General features: G+C 44.8%; 16 protein-coding genes. 8 read left to right on the forward strand and 8 right to left on the reverse strand.

Annotation, left to right across the window (positions count from 1 at the left end):
- Positions 1 to 42 precede the first annotated feature (42 nt).
- Positions 43 to 1,533, forward strand: coding sequence for a leucyl aminopeptidase (locus tag CRENPOLYSF2_RS11465; protein ID WP_087144081.1), 1,491 nt, complete (start codon positions 43 to 45; stop codon positions 1,531 to 1,533).
- A 6-nt stretch (positions 1,534 to 1,539) separates the two neighbouring features.
- On the forward strand, positions 1,540 to 1,968 hold the full coding sequence (locus CRENPOLYSF2_RS11470) for a DNA polymerase III subunit chi (RefSeq protein WP_087144082.1): 429 nt from the start codon (positions 1,540 to 1,542) through the stop codon (positions 1,966 to 1,968).
- Positions 1,969 to 2,155: 187 nt separating this feature from the next.
- Here the strand turns inward: CRENPOLYSF2_RS11470 and CRENPOLYSF2_RS11475 are convergent, their stop codons facing one another.
- The 7 genes from CRENPOLYSF2_RS11475 to CRENPOLYSF2_RS18855 all read right to left on the reverse strand — a co-directional run bounded on the left by CRENPOLYSF2_RS11475 (position 2,156) and on the right by CRENPOLYSF2_RS18855 (position 8,371).
- Positions 2,156 to 2,659, reverse strand: a complete 504-nt coding sequence (locus CRENPOLYSF2_RS11475; protein WP_087144083.1) for a YgjP-like metallopeptidase domain-containing protein — start codon at positions 2,657 to 2,659, stop codon at positions 2,156 to 2,158.
- A gap of 44 nt (positions 2,660 to 2,703) precedes the next feature.
- On the reverse strand, positions 2,704 to 3,009 hold the full coding sequence (locus tag CRENPOLYSF2_RS11480) for a DUF5710 domain-containing protein (RefSeq protein WP_087144084.1): 306 nt from the start codon (positions 3,007 to 3,009) through the stop codon (positions 2,704 to 2,706).
- Positions 3,010 to 3,331: 322 nt separating this feature from the next.
- Positions 3,332 to 4,723 (reverse strand): ammonium transporter, encoded by a 1,392-nt coding sequence (locus CRENPOLYSF2_RS11485; RefSeq protein ID WP_087144085.1) that lies wholly within the window; start codon positions 4,721 to 4,723, stop codon positions 3,332 to 3,334.
- A gap of 8 nt (positions 4,724 to 4,731) precedes the next feature.
- The gene (glnK, locus tag CRENPOLYSF2_RS11490) at positions 4,732 to 5,070 is read right to left on the reverse strand and encodes a P-II family nitrogen regulator (protein WP_087144086.1); all 339 of its coding nucleotides are present in this window, start codon (positions 5,068 to 5,070) and stop codon (positions 4,732 to 4,734) included.
- A 359-nt stretch (positions 5,071 to 5,429) separates the two neighbouring features.
- Positions 5,430 to 6,746: a porin gene (locus CRENPOLYSF2_RS11500; protein ID WP_087144088.1), complete on the reverse strand. Its 1,317-nt coding sequence runs from the start codon at positions 6,744 to 6,746 to the stop codon at positions 5,430 to 5,432.
- 361 nt (positions 6,747 to 7,107) lie between these two features.
- Positions 7,108 to 8,112 carry a DUF475 domain-containing protein gene (locus CRENPOLYSF2_RS11505; RefSeq protein WP_087144089.1) on the reverse strand — a complete coding sequence of 335 codons (1,005 nt, stop codon included), beginning with the start codon at positions 8,110 to 8,112 and terminating at the stop codon, positions 7,108 to 7,110.
- A gap of 94 nt (positions 8,113 to 8,206) precedes the next feature.
- Positions 8,207 to 8,371, reverse strand: coding sequence for a hypothetical protein (locus CRENPOLYSF2_RS18855; protein WP_176371108.1), 165 nt, complete (start codon positions 8,369 to 8,371; stop codon positions 8,207 to 8,209).
- Positions 8,372 to 8,607: 236 nt separating this feature from the next.
- Here CRENPOLYSF2_RS18855 and trxB point away from each other — a divergent pair, with 236 nt between their 5' ends.
- The 5 genes from trxB to cobC all read left to right on the forward strand — a co-directional run bounded on the left by trxB (position 8,608) and on the right by cobC (position 12,326).
- Positions 8,608 to 9,561, forward strand: coding sequence for a thioredoxin-disulfide reductase (gene trxB / locus CRENPOLYSF2_RS11510; RefSeq protein ID WP_087144090.1), 954 nt, complete (start codon positions 8,608 to 8,610; stop codon positions 9,559 to 9,561).
- A 77-nt stretch (positions 9,562 to 9,638) separates the two neighbouring features.
- The gene (gene aat, locus CRENPOLYSF2_RS11515) at positions 9,639 to 10,334 is read left to right on the forward strand and encodes a leucyl/phenylalanyl-tRNA--protein transferase (protein WP_087144091.1); all 696 of its coding nucleotides are present in this window, start codon (positions 9,639 to 9,641) and stop codon (positions 10,332 to 10,334) included.
- Complete coding sequence (locus CRENPOLYSF2_RS11520; RefSeq protein ID WP_245807983.1) at positions 10,319 to 11,047, forward strand: arginyltransferase; 729 nt, start codon at positions 10,319 to 10,321, stop codon at positions 11,045 to 11,047. The genes aat and CRENPOLYSF2_RS11520 overlap by 16 nt, the downstream gene beginning before the upstream one ends.
- The gene (gene cobS / locus CRENPOLYSF2_RS11525; protein ID WP_087144093.1) at positions 11,038 to 11,778 is read left to right on the forward strand and encodes an adenosylcobinamide-GDP ribazoletransferase; all 741 of its coding nucleotides are present in this window, start codon (positions 11,038 to 11,040) and stop codon (positions 11,776 to 11,778) included. Before CRENPOLYSF2_RS11520 ends, cobS begins: the two co-directional genes overlap by 10 nt.
- Entirely contained in the window at positions 11,763 to 12,326 is a 564-nt protein-coding gene (gene cobC, locus CRENPOLYSF2_RS11530) for an alpha-ribazole phosphatase (protein ID WP_087144094.1), read from the forward strand. The genes cobS and cobC overlap by 16 nt, the downstream gene beginning before the upstream one ends.
- 425 nt (positions 12,327 to 12,751) lie before the next feature.
- Here the strand turns inward: cobC and rpiA are convergent, their stop codons facing one another.
- Positions 12,752 to 13,432 carry a ribose-5-phosphate isomerase RpiA gene (gene rpiA, locus CRENPOLYSF2_RS11535; RefSeq protein WP_087144095.1) on the reverse strand — a complete coding sequence of 227 codons (681 nt, stop codon included), beginning with the start codon at positions 13,430 to 13,432 and terminating at the stop codon, positions 12,752 to 12,754.
- A gap of 244 nt (positions 13,433 to 13,676) precedes the next feature.
- Between rpiA and CRENPOLYSF2_RS11540 the strand changes: the two genes are divergently transcribed.
- Positions 13,677 to 13,895 (forward strand): cold-shock protein, encoded by a 219-nt coding sequence (locus CRENPOLYSF2_RS11540; protein WP_087144096.1) that lies wholly within the window; start codon positions 13,677 to 13,679, stop codon positions 13,893 to 13,895.
- Positions 13,896 to 13,994 lie beyond the last annotated feature (99 nt).

Genomic DNA, 13,994 nt, shown 5'->3' on the forward strand with positions numbered 1-13,994 from the left:
CTAACCTCTTTTTTATACAGCACCTAAACGGATATACATACGATGGACTATTTTATAGAAAACGCCCCCTTAGAAACACTGGCTTGTGATTGTGTCATCATCGGCGTTTATCAAGATCAGCAGTTATGTTTACCCGCTAACGCGCTGGACAATAGCACGCGCGAGGTAATTAACGGCGTGATTAATCGCGGCGATATCAAAGGCAAAATGGGCGAAACCACGTTAATTAATGTGTTGCCCAATAGTTTATTAACACGCATTTTACTGGTCGGACTGGGTGAAAATAAACCTTTATCTAGCAAAGCCTATCGAAAAATACTGTCCAGTGCAGTTAACAGCTTAAAAAAACCGCATATTAAAGTTATTGTGTGCAGTTTGGCTGAGTGTGCAGTGCTTAACAGCGATTGGCAATGGAAGACGCGGCAAGTGGTGGAAATGTTTAGCGATGCGGTTTATCAGTTTACAGCGCTTAAAACGGATAAAGAGATTGACAGTAAACTGGAAAAAATCATCATTAGCGTGCCCACAGCGCAAAATAGCTTAGCACACGCAGGCTTGGCTCAAGGGTTGGCGATTGCCGGTGGCGTTACCTTAACCAAGCATTTGTCTGATTTACCCGGTAATGTGTGTACGCCGACGTTTTTGGCCGAACAAGCCATTGCGCTGGGCAAAACATCTGCCAAGCTCAGTATCAATATTCTCGAAGAAGCTGACATGGCGGCTTTGGGTATGCAAGTTTTCTTGTCGGTAGCGCGCGGTAGTCGTGAACCGGCTAAATTAATTTGCATTAATTATCAAGGCGGCGACAAAAACACTAAACCGATCGTTTTAGTTGGCAAAGGCCTTACTTTTGATGCCGGTGGTATTTCATTAAAACCAGGCCCTGGTATGGATGAAATGAAATACGATATGTGCGGTGGCGCGGCGGTTTTAGGTACGTTACAAGCTGCTGCTCAGATGAATTTACCACTGAACATCATCGGCTTGATTCCATCTTCTGAAAACCTGCCCGATGGTAACGCCGGCAAACCGGGTGACATCTGGAAAAGCATGTCGGGTAAAACTGTGGAAATTTTAAATACCGATGCCGAAGGCCGGTTAATACTTTGCGATACCTTAACTTACGCAGAAAGATTCAACCCTGATGTGGTAATAGATTTGGCAACCTTAACGGGGGCGTGCTTAGTGGCATTAGGTCGCGTACCCAGTGGTTTGTTAGGTAATGACGATGCGCTGTGTAACGATTTGTTAGCGGCCAGTGAAACCGCCAATGACAGTGTCTGGCGCTTGCCATTGTGGGAGGAATACCAAGAGCAATTAAAATCCAATTTTGCTGATCTGGCTAATATTGGCAGTAAAGACGGTGGTACGATTACCGCTGCGTGTTTCTTATCACATTTTACTAAAAACTTCCGCTGGGCACATTTGGATATCGCTGGTACAGCGTGGCGTTCTGGTGCTACGAAAGGTGCAACTGGTCGGCCTGTGCCGCTGTTGATGCAGTATTTGATTAACCGCACTAACGCGCTGTAGGCGATTATGCCCGCTATCAGTTTTTATATACTGGCGAGCGAGTCCACTGCGGAACGCGATGTATTTGCCTGCAAATTAATCGAAAAAATTTACCGCAGTGGTGCGTGTGCTTACGTACTTACTGATAACGCGCAACAAAGTCAGTTATTTGATCGCCTGCTGTGGACGTTCAGAGCAGGCAGTTTTATTCCACACCAAACGCATACCGGCACATTGCCCACAGCTGAAAATGCTATATTGATCGGTTCAGATACGCCACCGGAACACTGGCAAAAAACGCTTATTAATGTGTCGTCGCACTGCCCACAAAATTTTGCAAAATCTGAACGGATACTGGAAATATTGGATAATAGTGTAGCGGCTAAAACTTTAGGCAGAGATCGTTATCGGCGTTATCAACAAGCCGGTATTGCGATAACTACCCATAAAATGTGATGAGGGATTTTAAGGGTGTGGCGAGAAAAAATCTATCTGACATTACTCAATACAGCGTTTTCACAGTTTAATAGTTACAGCGTAACCGTTTGTGCTGAGCCTGTCGAAGTGTGCCGTTCATGCTTCGATAAGCTCAGCACGAACGGTGGCTGTAACTGTCCTAAATTGAAAACGCTGTAAATGGTTTTTAATAAAGTTGCCCGACCAAATCAAGGTAAGTTAAATACAGTCGCATATCAAATTCTAACTGATGATAATCAGCTTCCATATGTTGGCATAAGTTATAAAACGCTTTGTTGTGCTGTTTTTCTCGGATGTGTGCCAGCTCATGCACAACAATCATTTTTAAAAACCCAAGTGGCGCAGTTTTAAAAACTGAGCCAATGCGAATTTCATTTTTTGCTTTTAAGTTGCCGCCTTGTACTCTGGAGACAAAAGTATGTAATCCCAGCGCCTGATGGAGTACATCGATTTTATCATCGTAAATGACTTTGCTCAGTGGGCTGGATTGTCGTAGGAAGTGGTTTTTAATGTCCACGGTATAGCTATAAAGCGCCTTATCGGTGCGAATATCATGGGTGATGGGGTATTTTTTTAGCAATAGCTCGGCTAATTTATGGGTGCTGATGAGTGTCTGTACTTGCTCTGTAATGTTGGCTGAATAGCCGGCTAAATATTTTAATGGTTTCATTTTGGGTGCAGGTATTTAACGCAGATGGGGTTTGCGACAGTATGTTAATCCCATGGCGGTGCAGCCCCTTTATAGGCGATAAAATTTTTATCTGCTGCGTAAGTTATCACGCCAGTAGCATCAGTTGACACGCTGGTTTTTGTGGCTATTGTTGACGCTTTAGGCTTATTTGTACGGGGTGTGGCAGTGTCTATTGTCTCTGAAGGTATATGCCACTGTGCAAAAAGTGCAATGTCCTTATCAGCAGGTACATACCATTTTTTAAGCGTTGCATCCCATTTTGCTCCCAGTGCTTTGGCAGCATCTTTTTGTGCAAAAGCGACAGTGAGATAAGTTTTTGATGGTGTCATGTGATGTGCAGTAGCGTAGGGCGGACAACTTAGATTTGGCAATGTGCTTGCAGGAAGATAACATTGTAAATTTCAACTTGGTAAAAGTCCATGTAAAGCACAAGCCGCAGGTTAAATTTTGCTTGGGAACGTGCATGAAATAACTTGAACAACTTAAACGCCACCACCGTTCGTGCTGAGCCTGTCGAAGCATGAACTTGCTTAAGTTATTTCGTGCGCGTTCCTTAGTATGAAAACAGATAGACCAGTCAGCTTTTAGAAATCTGACTGGTCTGAGTGTACAATTTTGGGGTTAGATTAGAAACATTGTTCGGGGTATTTTTTATAGGTGATAGGCAGTTTCGCCATGTTCATTAATATCCAGACCTTCACGTTCAACGTCTTCGCTAACGCGCAGGCCAATCAACATATCAACCAACTTGAAAGCAACAAAAGACACCACGCCAGACCAGATAATGCACACGATTACGCCCCATAACTGGCTGCCTAATTGTCCTAGCAGATTGTATTCAGCCACGCCATTGCTGACATAATCCCATACACCGGTACCACCTAAAGCGGGGTTGGCTACCACAGCAGTACCTAAAGCACCGAGTATGCCACCAACACCGTGTACACCAAACGCATCCAAAGAATCATCATAACCTAATTTGGCTTTTAATACGGTAACCGACCAAAAACACACCGCACCAACAAGCAAACCTAAAAATATTGCCCCCATAGGCCCTGCCCAACCGCACGCCGGTGTAATCGCAACCAGTCCTGCCACTGCACCAGAAGCGCCGCCCAACATACTGGGTTTGCCGCGCATTAGCCATTCTGCACCTACCCACGATAAGGTTGCTGCTGCGCTGGCTAATAAGGTATTAATAAACACTAAACCGGCTAAGCCATTAGCTTCCAAATTAGAACCTACGTTAAAGCCAAACCAACCTACCCATAATAACGAGGCTCCGATCATGGTCATAGTAACGCTGTGTGGCGCGAGGGATTCTTTTTTAAAGCCGATGCGTTTGCCTACTAAAATACAGCCGATTAAACCAGCTATACCGGCATTAATATGTACTACCGTGCCACCGGCAAAATCCAATGCACCTTTTTGGAACAAAAATCCTGCGGTAGCACCGGCAGCTTCTGCGGCGGCGGTATCGGTATAAGCATCAGGGCCTGTCCAATACCACACCATGTGCGCCATTGGTAAATAGGCAAAGCTAAACCAAATCAGCATAAACAGTAATATGGCAGAAAACTTAACCCGTTCAGCAAACGCACCAATAATGAGCGCAGGGGTAATGCCAGCAAACGTCAACTGAAAAGCCACGTAAATAAATTCGGGGATATACACACCTTTGCTGAAGGTGGCGGCCATAGAATCCGGTGTAATACCTTTAAGAAATACTTTGCTGAAACCACCAAAAAACGCATTGCCTTCAGTAAAAGCTACACTGTAACCATAGATAGCCCACAGTATTGACATCATCGAAAAAATAACGAACACTTGCATCAAAATGGACAGCATGTTTTTGGCGCGTACCATGCCGCCGTAAAACAAGGCTAATCCTGGAATAACCATTAAGATAACCAGCACTGTAGCCACTATCATCCACGCTGTGTCGCCTTTGTTAATGGTTGGAACAATGGCTTCTGCTGCATTAGCGAGTTCTGTAAACGCCAGGAATGTTAATAAGGTGCTTGTTTTTGTTATTGTTTTCATATGTCCTCCTACAGTGCTTCTTCGCCAGTTTCTCCGGTACGAATCCGAACAACTTGCTCTAAATTGGTTACAAAAATTTTACCGTCACCAATTTTGCCGGTGTTGGCGGCTTTAGTAATGGCAACAATGACTTGCTCGGTTAAATTGTCAGCAACCGCCACTTCAATTTTGGCTTTCGGTAAAAAATCAACCACGTATTCAGCGCCGCGATACAATTCGGTATGGCCTTTTTGACGACCAAAGCCTTTTACCTCAGTGACAGTTACACCGGATACGCCCAAATCGGACAATGCTTCACGAACATCATCGAGTTTAAAGGGCTTAACAACAGCAGTTATCAGTTTCATACGGTCTCCTTAAGACAAGTTAGCAAGCTTGGAACTCACACTGTTTTTCTGTACGAAAAGATCGTTTAAAAATGAGATGAGTTCAGTTAAATAAGATAATGCATGGATCATGCCAACTGATAAAAATTGCTAATCTCCCTGTAAAATCGCGGCTTTAAGTGTGAGAGATGGCTAAAAATCACAGATGATGCACTTGTTTGGTGCGAGTGGGTTTTTTTTTGATAATATTTGGTGCAAATAAGCTGTTTAATAACAGCCGCACTCAGTGCCGGTAACGGTGTTTTTGCTGATAACACAGCGCAAAAAAAATGCGCCCGAAGGCGCATTTTAAGTGAGGCATATTGGGTTGCCTAAGTGTTTTAAAACGCGATGTTCATGTCGGTTGAAAACAGGAATTGGTCTTTTTGGTTGCCGCCGTCAAACGGTTGTGAGCCAGATTTTGCATCACTGTCTACCCAGTCATAACGTACATTAGGCCGTACATTTAACCAGGCGACAGGTTTCCAGTTTACGCCCGCAGTAATTGCGTAAAAAGAACCTGGCGCACAGCGTGCAGCGGTACGTGCTGGCGAACACACACGAAAGCCATTTTGGTCACGGAACCACTCGGCACGCAAACCGGCGGTTAAGTTATCTCTTACATCGTAGGTTAAATGGCTTAATACGCCATACCATTCTGCATCAGGAGCGGTTGAATAAGCAGGGTTGATACCGTCGGCAAAACCGTGATCGTGTTGTAATACAAAGTGCATTTTATCGGTAAAATTGTGTTTTAATACAGCGCTGTACATTGCCCACGCATCGCTGGTGGTTTCTGATCTAGCACCGTAAGTACCGCTCACGTTTAGCGAGGTGGCTTTATTAGTACTGGTCCAGGTTGCGCCCATTAAGCCAGACCAATTCCCCAATTCCCTATCCCAGCCGCCATCCCAACCACCGGTAGCACTGCCGGTTACCACGCCACCCATAACAGCCCAGTTTTTATCGACTGTGTAGTTAGCCATGATCCCAGTATGGGTAAACGGTTCGCCATATTGCATGGTATAAGCATGGGTGTAGAAGAAGTTATCTGGTGCAGGTACGGTTTCGTAACCAATCGGCGTGTAAAAATGACCGGCTTTTACATTTAAGCCATTACCAACGGGGATATAGGCTTCTAAATACGCTTGCGGAACGGCAAAGCCATAAAAACGATTGTTAGCGGTAATATCCAAATCCCAGGTGCCACGATCCATTGTGCGGCCTGTACCAAGATCAGCACCTGGTACGCCATAGGCTTGGGTAAAAAATGCATCCGAACCATACATGACATCAAAACGCCCGCCAAAATCCCAGGCACTGCCCTCGGTAGCGACAGCGCGTTGCATGTACAGGTTGAGCTGGTTCATTTGCAGTTCAGCAGAACGATCGCCAAAGGTAATCGGGCCATTGAAACGATCGCCTGGCGCAGTGGCATTGTAGGTAATGCCTGAATTTAACCAACCGCCTATTTTTAAATTATTGTTTTTCATGAATGCGGCATCATTTGGATTGCCCATTGCTTCTAACAAGGTATTGGCTTCGGTTAATGTTTTGGCTTCGGCAGACACATTGGCTGAATTTATCGCACACAGTGACGCTATGGCGAAAGCCAGTGGTTTAAGGGTGAAATAGCGGTTTTTAATTGGCGGGTTCATGGTAGGCTCCACATAATAATTGTAGTTTAAGTCAAGACTTTCTTAGATTATTTTAGCACAGAATGTGCCAGTTGCTTAAATGCTAATTTAATAGGCTTTATACAACAAATAGACGAAAGATAATGCACTAATAGTGTGCATTTTAGACGAATTTTGCACCATTATGGGTTGAGATTCATTTGAATGCGTGATGAAATACATCGCAGCAAATAGTCTGGCGGTTGTGGGCGTTGGTTACCTGTATTTGGTTACCTGTATATGGTGATTTCGGCGTGTAAAAAATCAGAATCACAACGCAAAGCCGATAACTCTATGGCGTAATCCGCTTAGAAAACGGATTACGCACCATTTTTACAGGAACTTATTCCAATGCTTTTTTATATTGAATAGACGAAAACACCGATAAACCAATTAATATTGCACCGGTTAAGCCAGTAATAATTTCAGGTACATGCACACGCATACTCAGTAACATTAACCCCGCCAACACGCCAATCGCATAATGTGCGCCATGTTCTAAAAACACGTATTCATCTAATGTGCCTTGGCGTACCAGATACACGGTTAAGCTTCGCACAAACATGGCACCAATTGCCAAACCCAGCATAATAATAATCACGTCTTGGGTAATGGCAAACGCACCAATCACACCATCAAATGAGAACGAGGCATCCAGCACTTCCAAATATAAAAAGCTCATTGCACCGGCTTTTTTAATCATCGCAGTAGCTTCTGCGCCTTCATCGGCATCATCAAACAAACTGCCCAGGCTATCGACAACGACATACAAAATGACACCCCACATACCCGCAACCAAGGCATCGTGGCGGATTGCAACCGGCAAATAATTTTGCACTGTCATCAATATTATCAGTGCCAAAATAATTTCTATCGCTTCAAGCTTGCCGATAGCCGACATTTTTTCTTCTATCTTGCCCAGCCAATGCAATTCTTTATCGGCATTAAACAGAAAAGAGAAAAATACCATTAACAAGAACATGCCGCCAAACGCGGAGATTTGGGTATGGGCTTCTTCTAAATGTTTGGCATAGGTGGCAGAATCATGCAGTGCCATTTGGGTGACACCCATAAAGCTAACACCGGTTGCTGCTGAAACAATCAAAATAGGAAACAACAAACGCATACCAAAGACGGCAACCAAAATACCCCAGGTTAAAAAGTAATTTTGCCAGCGCTCATCCATGCGCTTTAATACTGAGGCATTCACCACCGCATTATCAAAGGATAAGCTGACTTCAAGCACACCCAAAATAATGGCGATAGCGGCTCCCATGACACCGCCCCAGTAAAATGCTATACCGAGACAAAGCACCGAAACAATCATAGAAAGACGAAAATGCTGCATAGACAACCCCTAAATGTTTTTAATACGCCAACTATAGCGGATTTTGTTTAAAATCAAAATTTAAAGCATGAAACGAAGCGTGCCTTAAGCTTGTCTAGCCCAGCATATCGGCAGTGCTTTGCATCGCTGGATTAACTGGATTAGAAGCCTGTTTTTGCCGCTGCGATAAATATGTACCGCCTAAAATAAACCCTAAAACCAACAGGTAAATCACTGCCGCCACCCGTCGGGCTGTTTTTGATTTTTCGTATTCACTCATCACGTACTATCCAAGGCTTTAAATAAGCGCATCATACATTTTTTAGTGTCACTGTGCTAATGGCGGCTACTAACTTAATGCGAGATAAAGAATAATAGCATTCAAGCAGGTTGGGTTGCCAAACAGCATTCAACCCAGTCTACATTTTGTCCCGTATTAGCGGGTAGCTTGAAAAAACAATCCGCCGCCATAGCTGATATAATCTAAACTCTATCATAATTCTAGGAGTTTATTTAATGAGTACTATCAAACACTGTCGTCTTCTCATATTGGGTTCTGGTCCTGCCGGTTATACCGCTGCTATTTATGCCGCGCGTGCCAATTTAAAGCCGGTGATTATTACCGGTATGCAGCAAGGTGGACAATTGACTACTACCACCGAAGTCGATAACTGGCCCGGCGACGTTGAAGGCTTGCAAGGCCCCGATTTAATGGACAGAATGTTGAAACACGCAGAACGTTTCGACACAGAAATGGTCTATGATCACATCCATACTGCCGATTTGTCTAAACGCCCGTTTACCTTAACCGGCGATTCCGGTACGTATACCTGTGATGCACTGATTATTGCCACCGGCGCATCAGCCCGTTATTTAGGCCTGGATTCAGAAGAAGCCTTTAAGGGCAAAGGTGTGTCTGCGTGTGCCACCTGCGATGGCTTTTTCTACCGCAACAAGCCGGTTGCGGTGATTGGCGGTGGTAATACTGCGGTTGAAGAAGCCTTGTACTTAGCCAATATCGCTTCCAAAGTGACCGTCGTTCATCGCCGTGATAAATTCCGTTCCGAAAAAATTCTGTCTGATAAGCTGATTGAAAAATCCAAAACCGGCAATGTCGCCATCGAATGGCATTACGAACTGGATGAAGTATTAGGTGATGATTCAGGCGTTACCGGTATGCGTATAAAAAGCACACTTGATGGCTCAACCAAAAACATTGATCTGCACGGCGTGTTTATCGCCATCGGTCACACGCCTAATACCGGCATTTTTGAAGGCCAGTTAGAAATGGATCACGGCTATATTAAAGTAAAAAGCGGCATTACTGGTAATGCTACGGCCACCAGTGTTGAAGGCGTATTTGCCGCTGGCGACGTGATGGATTCGGTGTACAAACAAGCCATTACTTCCGCAGGTGCCGGTTGTATGGCGGCGTTAGACGCTGAAAAATTTCTGGATGATTTAGGCTAATCACCCCGCCATAGCTCATTCGTATTATTGATGTTATTGATTGTTGGAAAAACCTTCCGCCTGTGCGAAATATTCTTATGTCGCTGACTATACTTGATGCCAATAATCCTGAGCAAGAGTTTCCGGCACTTAATAAAGCCTTGAGCGTACCCGATGGTTTATTGGCCATCGGCGGCTGCTTGTCCAAACAACGCTTATTAAAAGCCTATCGACACGGTGTGTTCCCGTGGTTTAACCCTGATGATCCTATTTTGTGGTGGTCACCTGATCCACGCCTGGTGTTATTTCCACACAGGTTGCTTATTTCGCGCAGTTTAAAAAAGACTTTGCGTAAGGCGGTGTATAGCGTCACCTTTGATCAAGCCTTCGAAGCGGTTATTCATGCCTGTGCAGAGCCGCGCAAACAAAGCAGCGGTACCTGGATCACCTTGGAAATGAATCGTGCTTACCGCGAACTGCACCAACTGGGCATCGCGCATTCTGTAGAAGCCTGGTGTAATGGCGAACTGGTCGGTGGGCTTTACGGTGTCGGCATAGGCCAGGTATTTTTTGGAGAATCCATGTTTCATACCCAAACCGATGCCTCTAAAGTCGCTTTTGCACATTTGGTGAAGCAACTCAAAGACTGGGATTATCAGCTCATTGATTGTCAGGTACATACCCAGCATCTTACCAGTTTGGGCGCTGAAGAAATTAAACGTGCGACGTTTAAAAAATTGCTTGATCAGTATTGTGATTTACCTACCGGTTCCCGTGCATGGCAAAACCAATGATCTCTATTCCACTGCTGTTAAACGCAGAGCATGCGTGCAGTTATCTTGCCGAGCAACAGGCACGGTCTATTTTTGTACACCCGCATTTTGCGCTGAACACAGACATCTACGGTCAACTGATAGAACAGGGTTTCCGGCGCAGTGGCGATAATGTGTATGCGCCGCAATGTGCAGGCTGTCATGCGTGTATTCCGGTGCGTATTCGCGCCGATGACTTCAAAGCCAATCGCAGTCAAAAGCGTTGTTGGCAAACTAATATAAACACCCAGGTTATCGTTAAACCGGCTGAATTCGAGCAACAACATTACGATTTATATTGCCGTTATCAGCTTATGCGCCATGCTGAAGGCGCAATGGCCGATGCCAGTGCAGGCGATTATATTAACTTTCTTGGCAGCACCTGGTGCGACACGGTGTTTGTGGAGTTTTCTATTCAAGGCCAGTTAGCGGGCGTGGCGATTGTCGATCAATTACCCAATGCGCTGTCTGCGGTGTATACGTTTTTTGATCCGCACTATGCCAGTTATAGCTTGGGCACTTATGCGGTGTTATGGCAAATTGCCAGGGCAAAACGCCAAAAACGTGAGTTTGTGTATTTAGGCTTTTGGATTAGCGCGTGCCAAAAAATGGCCTATAAAAGTAATTATCACCCGTTGCAACAACGGCTGGATGGGCAGTGGTTAACCGTTGATGATCACTTAGCGTGCAGTTAACGTTGTTGTTGCTGGCGCTGGGTTTTTATACCCGCGTACCTGTGCCAAAGCAACAAGATTATAACCAACTGCCCAAAGCCACGGTGTATTTACCGGTGGTGGGCTGGCTGGTTGGCGCAGTTACCGCGCTGAGCTGTTATCTGGCGGATGCAATCTGGCCAAGCCCCGTAGCAGTGATTTTAGCGTTAAGCGTGGGTATTTTTCTGACCGGCGCATTTCATGAAGATGGCTTTGCTGATGTCTGTGATGGTTTTGGCGGCGGTTATACTAAAACCCGTATTTTGGCCATTATGAAAGACTCGTATATTGGTGTGTACGGCACGGTTGGCCTTATCGTATTGTTTGCTCTAAAAATCAGCTTACTCAGTACGCAAGGCCAGTCTGCACCGTTATTATTATTCGTAGGCCACAGCCTCAGTCGCTTGCCGCCGTTATTACTGATGCACCGTTACGAGTATGCCCGTGTTGATAACAGCAAGGTAGCCGCTGTCGTTTATAAACCCAATACACAGGATGTACTCTTTGCCAGCGTGTGTGCGGTAGCGCCAATGCTATGTTTGCCGCTTGGGTGTTTAGTCGCTGTAATACCCATGTATCTGGTCAATAGCTTGCTTGGGCGCTATTTTTACCGTCATATTGGTGGTTATACCGGAGATTGTTTAGGCGCTAGCCAACAAGTGGCCGAAGTGGTGTTTTATTTAAGCGTGAGTGCCTTGTGGACATTTATTTAATTCGCCACACCCAAACCGATACCGCTAAAGGCTTGTGTTATGGGCAAAGCGATGTTGAATTGGCCAGCAGCTTTTGGGACGATTGGCACAGGTTACGTGCAAAACTTCCCGACATTAGCGCAGATTGTAGGGTACTTAGCAGCCCGTTACAACGCTGCATGCAGTTGGCTGAACAATTTGCCAAGCCTATCATTCAAGATATACGCTTATTAGAAGTTAATTTTGGTGATTGGGAAGGTGTGCGCTTTGATGCGATTGAACCGGCGGTTTTGCAGCATTGGACCGATAATTTTGTACATTTACCGCCACCAAACGGCGAATGTTTTGCACAGTTATGCCAGCGGGTCGGCGAGTTCTGGCAAGAGGTAGTGCGCTATGATGTTGAACAGGTTTTAGTTATCACGCATGCGGGAGTGATTCGCGCTTTGTTAACCCATATTTTGCAACTGCCACCGGCCAATGCGTTCCATTTTCAGGTGGATGCAGGCTCGGTGCATAAATTGCAATACCTTAATGATTACACTTATATCAATTATATTAATCACTAAAAATAGCGTAACCGTTCAGTTCCCCTCTTTGAAAAAGAGAGGTTAGGGGAGATTTTTTAAATAAATCCCCCTCCACCCCTCGTAAACTCTCCCCCTTTTTCAAAGGGGGAGGTGAGCACATACAAGGCGAGACAGTTTCAGGTTATACCCAAGCACAAGAGCCGTTCGTGCTGAGCTTGTCGAAGCATGAACAACAGCCTTCGACAAGCTCAGGCCGAACGGAAGTTGTAGTTTATTGTCCCGTCTTCAGTAGATAGCCAAATAGCTTGAGTTGTTGCGCCACAAAAAATACGAAAGACACGAAACAATAGCTTGAGATGCCTCCTCTGCCTTTACGCATAGGATCTACACAATTTATTCAGCCCCATTACCCAAGACTATCTATTCCGTGCCTTTCGTATTTTTCGTGCTCAACTACTTTAACCCTAATTGGCTAATTGCTCAACAACGTCGTCATCAACTGTACATAATACCGCTGTCGCCAGATTATGGAATATACCGTGTTCAACCACACCCGGTGTATTATTGAGTAAGTTATTCAGTACTTGGCTGTCCAATCCGCTTTCGAATGTCATATCTAACACTAAGCTGCCATAAGACGATACGACTAAGCCGTCTTTATGGGTTGTTTGACGTAAATTGCCACGGCCACCCAATAATTCCAGTGTGTGTTTAACCATTTGCCAGGCAAACGGCATGACTTCTATTGGAATGGCGTAGTTTGCGCCAATATAATCAACCCGTTTACTAGAGTCTATCAGTACCCAGAATTCATCAGCCGCCCGCGCCAGTAATTTTTCGCGTACCAGATCAAAGCCACGACCTTTTAGTAGGGTTAAATCCGGTGTTACTTCGTCTGCGCCATCCACATACACATCAATATGGTTAATGCTTTCAAAGCCTAGCAACGGCAATTGCAAGGACTGCGCTTTTACCGCGCTCACTACTGAGCTTGAGACCACTCTAACACACAAGCCATCTTCGCTACGCCGCCGTGCCAGTTCTTCTATAAAGTAATTGGCGGTTGAGCCAGTCCCCAAACCCACCAGCATGCCGTCTTTGATTTTTTGAGCTGCATAATGGGCGACGCGTTCTTTATCATTCATGTGATGCCTGCTTCAACTGGCTTTGTTTGCTAATGTAAACAAATGATAACAAATTTGGGCGAATAAGTTTGACAAAGTGCATAATCAACCTACAATGGAACGAGCTAAGAAATACGATATACTTTTTGTTTACCACTTCGATGTCTCACTTGTAGTATTCGTCCTGTTTTTCATACCGTACTATTCAAATTTACCAGCTTACTGGCCTTTTTTTAAGGCTTTATTTTATTTATATAGGACTCCTATGACAACTCCAGCTACCACTACCGGCACCGTAAAATGGTTTAACTCTGAAAAAGGTTTTGGCTTTATTGAACAAAAATCAGGTCCTGACGTTTTCGTACATTTTAAAAATATTTTAGATACCAGCGGCTACAGAACTTTAAGCGAAGGTCAGCAGGTTGAATTTAAAATCACCCGTGGCATGAAAGGCCCACAAGCCGAAGAAGTTAAAGTCGTTTAGTTGATTGTAAGGTTGAGGGAGTCTCCCTCAACCACCCCCGTTTAAAACTGGCGTTGCTTTATTAGCCACCAATACCTTTCCCCCTCTTTTTTTTTGTTA

The organism is Crenothrix polyspora (assembly GCF_900163755.1).
Classification (GTDB): Bacteria; Pseudomonadota; Gammaproteobacteria; order Methylococcales; family Methylomonadaceae; genus Crenothrix; species Crenothrix polyspora.

Coding starts and splice junctions, on each gene's coding strand:
- CRENPOLYSF2_RS11465 (WP_087144081.1), top strand. CDS start 43: ATGGACTATTTTATAGAAAACGCCCCCTTAGAAACACTGGCTTGTGAT.
- CRENPOLYSF2_RS11470 (WP_087144082.1), top strand. CDS start 1,540: ATGCCCGCTATCAGTTTTTATATACTGGCGAGCGAGTCCACTGCGGAA.
- CRENPOLYSF2_RS11475 (WP_087144083.1), bottom strand. CDS start 2,659: ATGAAACCATTAAAATATTTAGCCGGCTATTCAGCCAACATTACAGAG.
- CRENPOLYSF2_RS11480 (WP_087144084.1), bottom strand. CDS start 3,009: ATGACACCATCAAAAACTTATCTCACTGTCGCTTTTGCACAAAAAGAT.
- CRENPOLYSF2_RS11485 (WP_087144085.1), bottom strand. CDS start 4,723: ATGAAAACAATAACAAAAACAAGCACCTTATTAACATTCCTGGCGTTT.
- glnK (WP_087144086.1), bottom strand. CDS start 5,070: ATGAAACTGATAACTGCTGTTGTTAAGCCCTTTAAACTCGATGATGTT.
- CRENPOLYSF2_RS11500 (WP_087144088.1), bottom strand. CDS start 6,746: ATGAACCCGCCAATTAAAAACCGCTATTTCACCCTTAAACCACTGGCT.
- CRENPOLYSF2_RS11505 (WP_087144089.1), bottom strand. CDS start 8,112: ATGCAGCATTTTCGTCTTTCTATGATTGTTTCGGTGCTTTGTCTCGGT.
- CRENPOLYSF2_RS18855 (WP_176371108.1), bottom strand. CDS start 8,371: ATGAGTGAATACGAAAAATCAAAAACAGCCCGACGGGTGGCGGCAGTG.
- trxB (WP_087144090.1), top strand. CDS start 8,608: ATGAGTACTATCAAACACTGTCGTCTTCTCATATTGGGTTCTGGTCCT.
- aat (WP_087144091.1), top strand. CDS start 9,639: ATGTCGCTGACTATACTTGATGCCAATAATCCTGAGCAAGAGTTTCCG.
- CRENPOLYSF2_RS11520 (WP_245807983.1), top strand. CDS start 10,319: ATGGCAAAACCAATGATCTCTATTCCACTGCTGTTAAACGCAGAGCAT.
- rpiA (WP_087144095.1), bottom strand. CDS start 13,432: ATGAATGATAAAGAACGCGTCGCCCATTATGCAGCTCAAAAAATCAAA.
- CRENPOLYSF2_RS11540 (WP_087144096.1), top strand. CDS start 13,677: ATGACAACTCCAGCTACCACTACCGGCACCGTAAAATGGTTTAACTCT.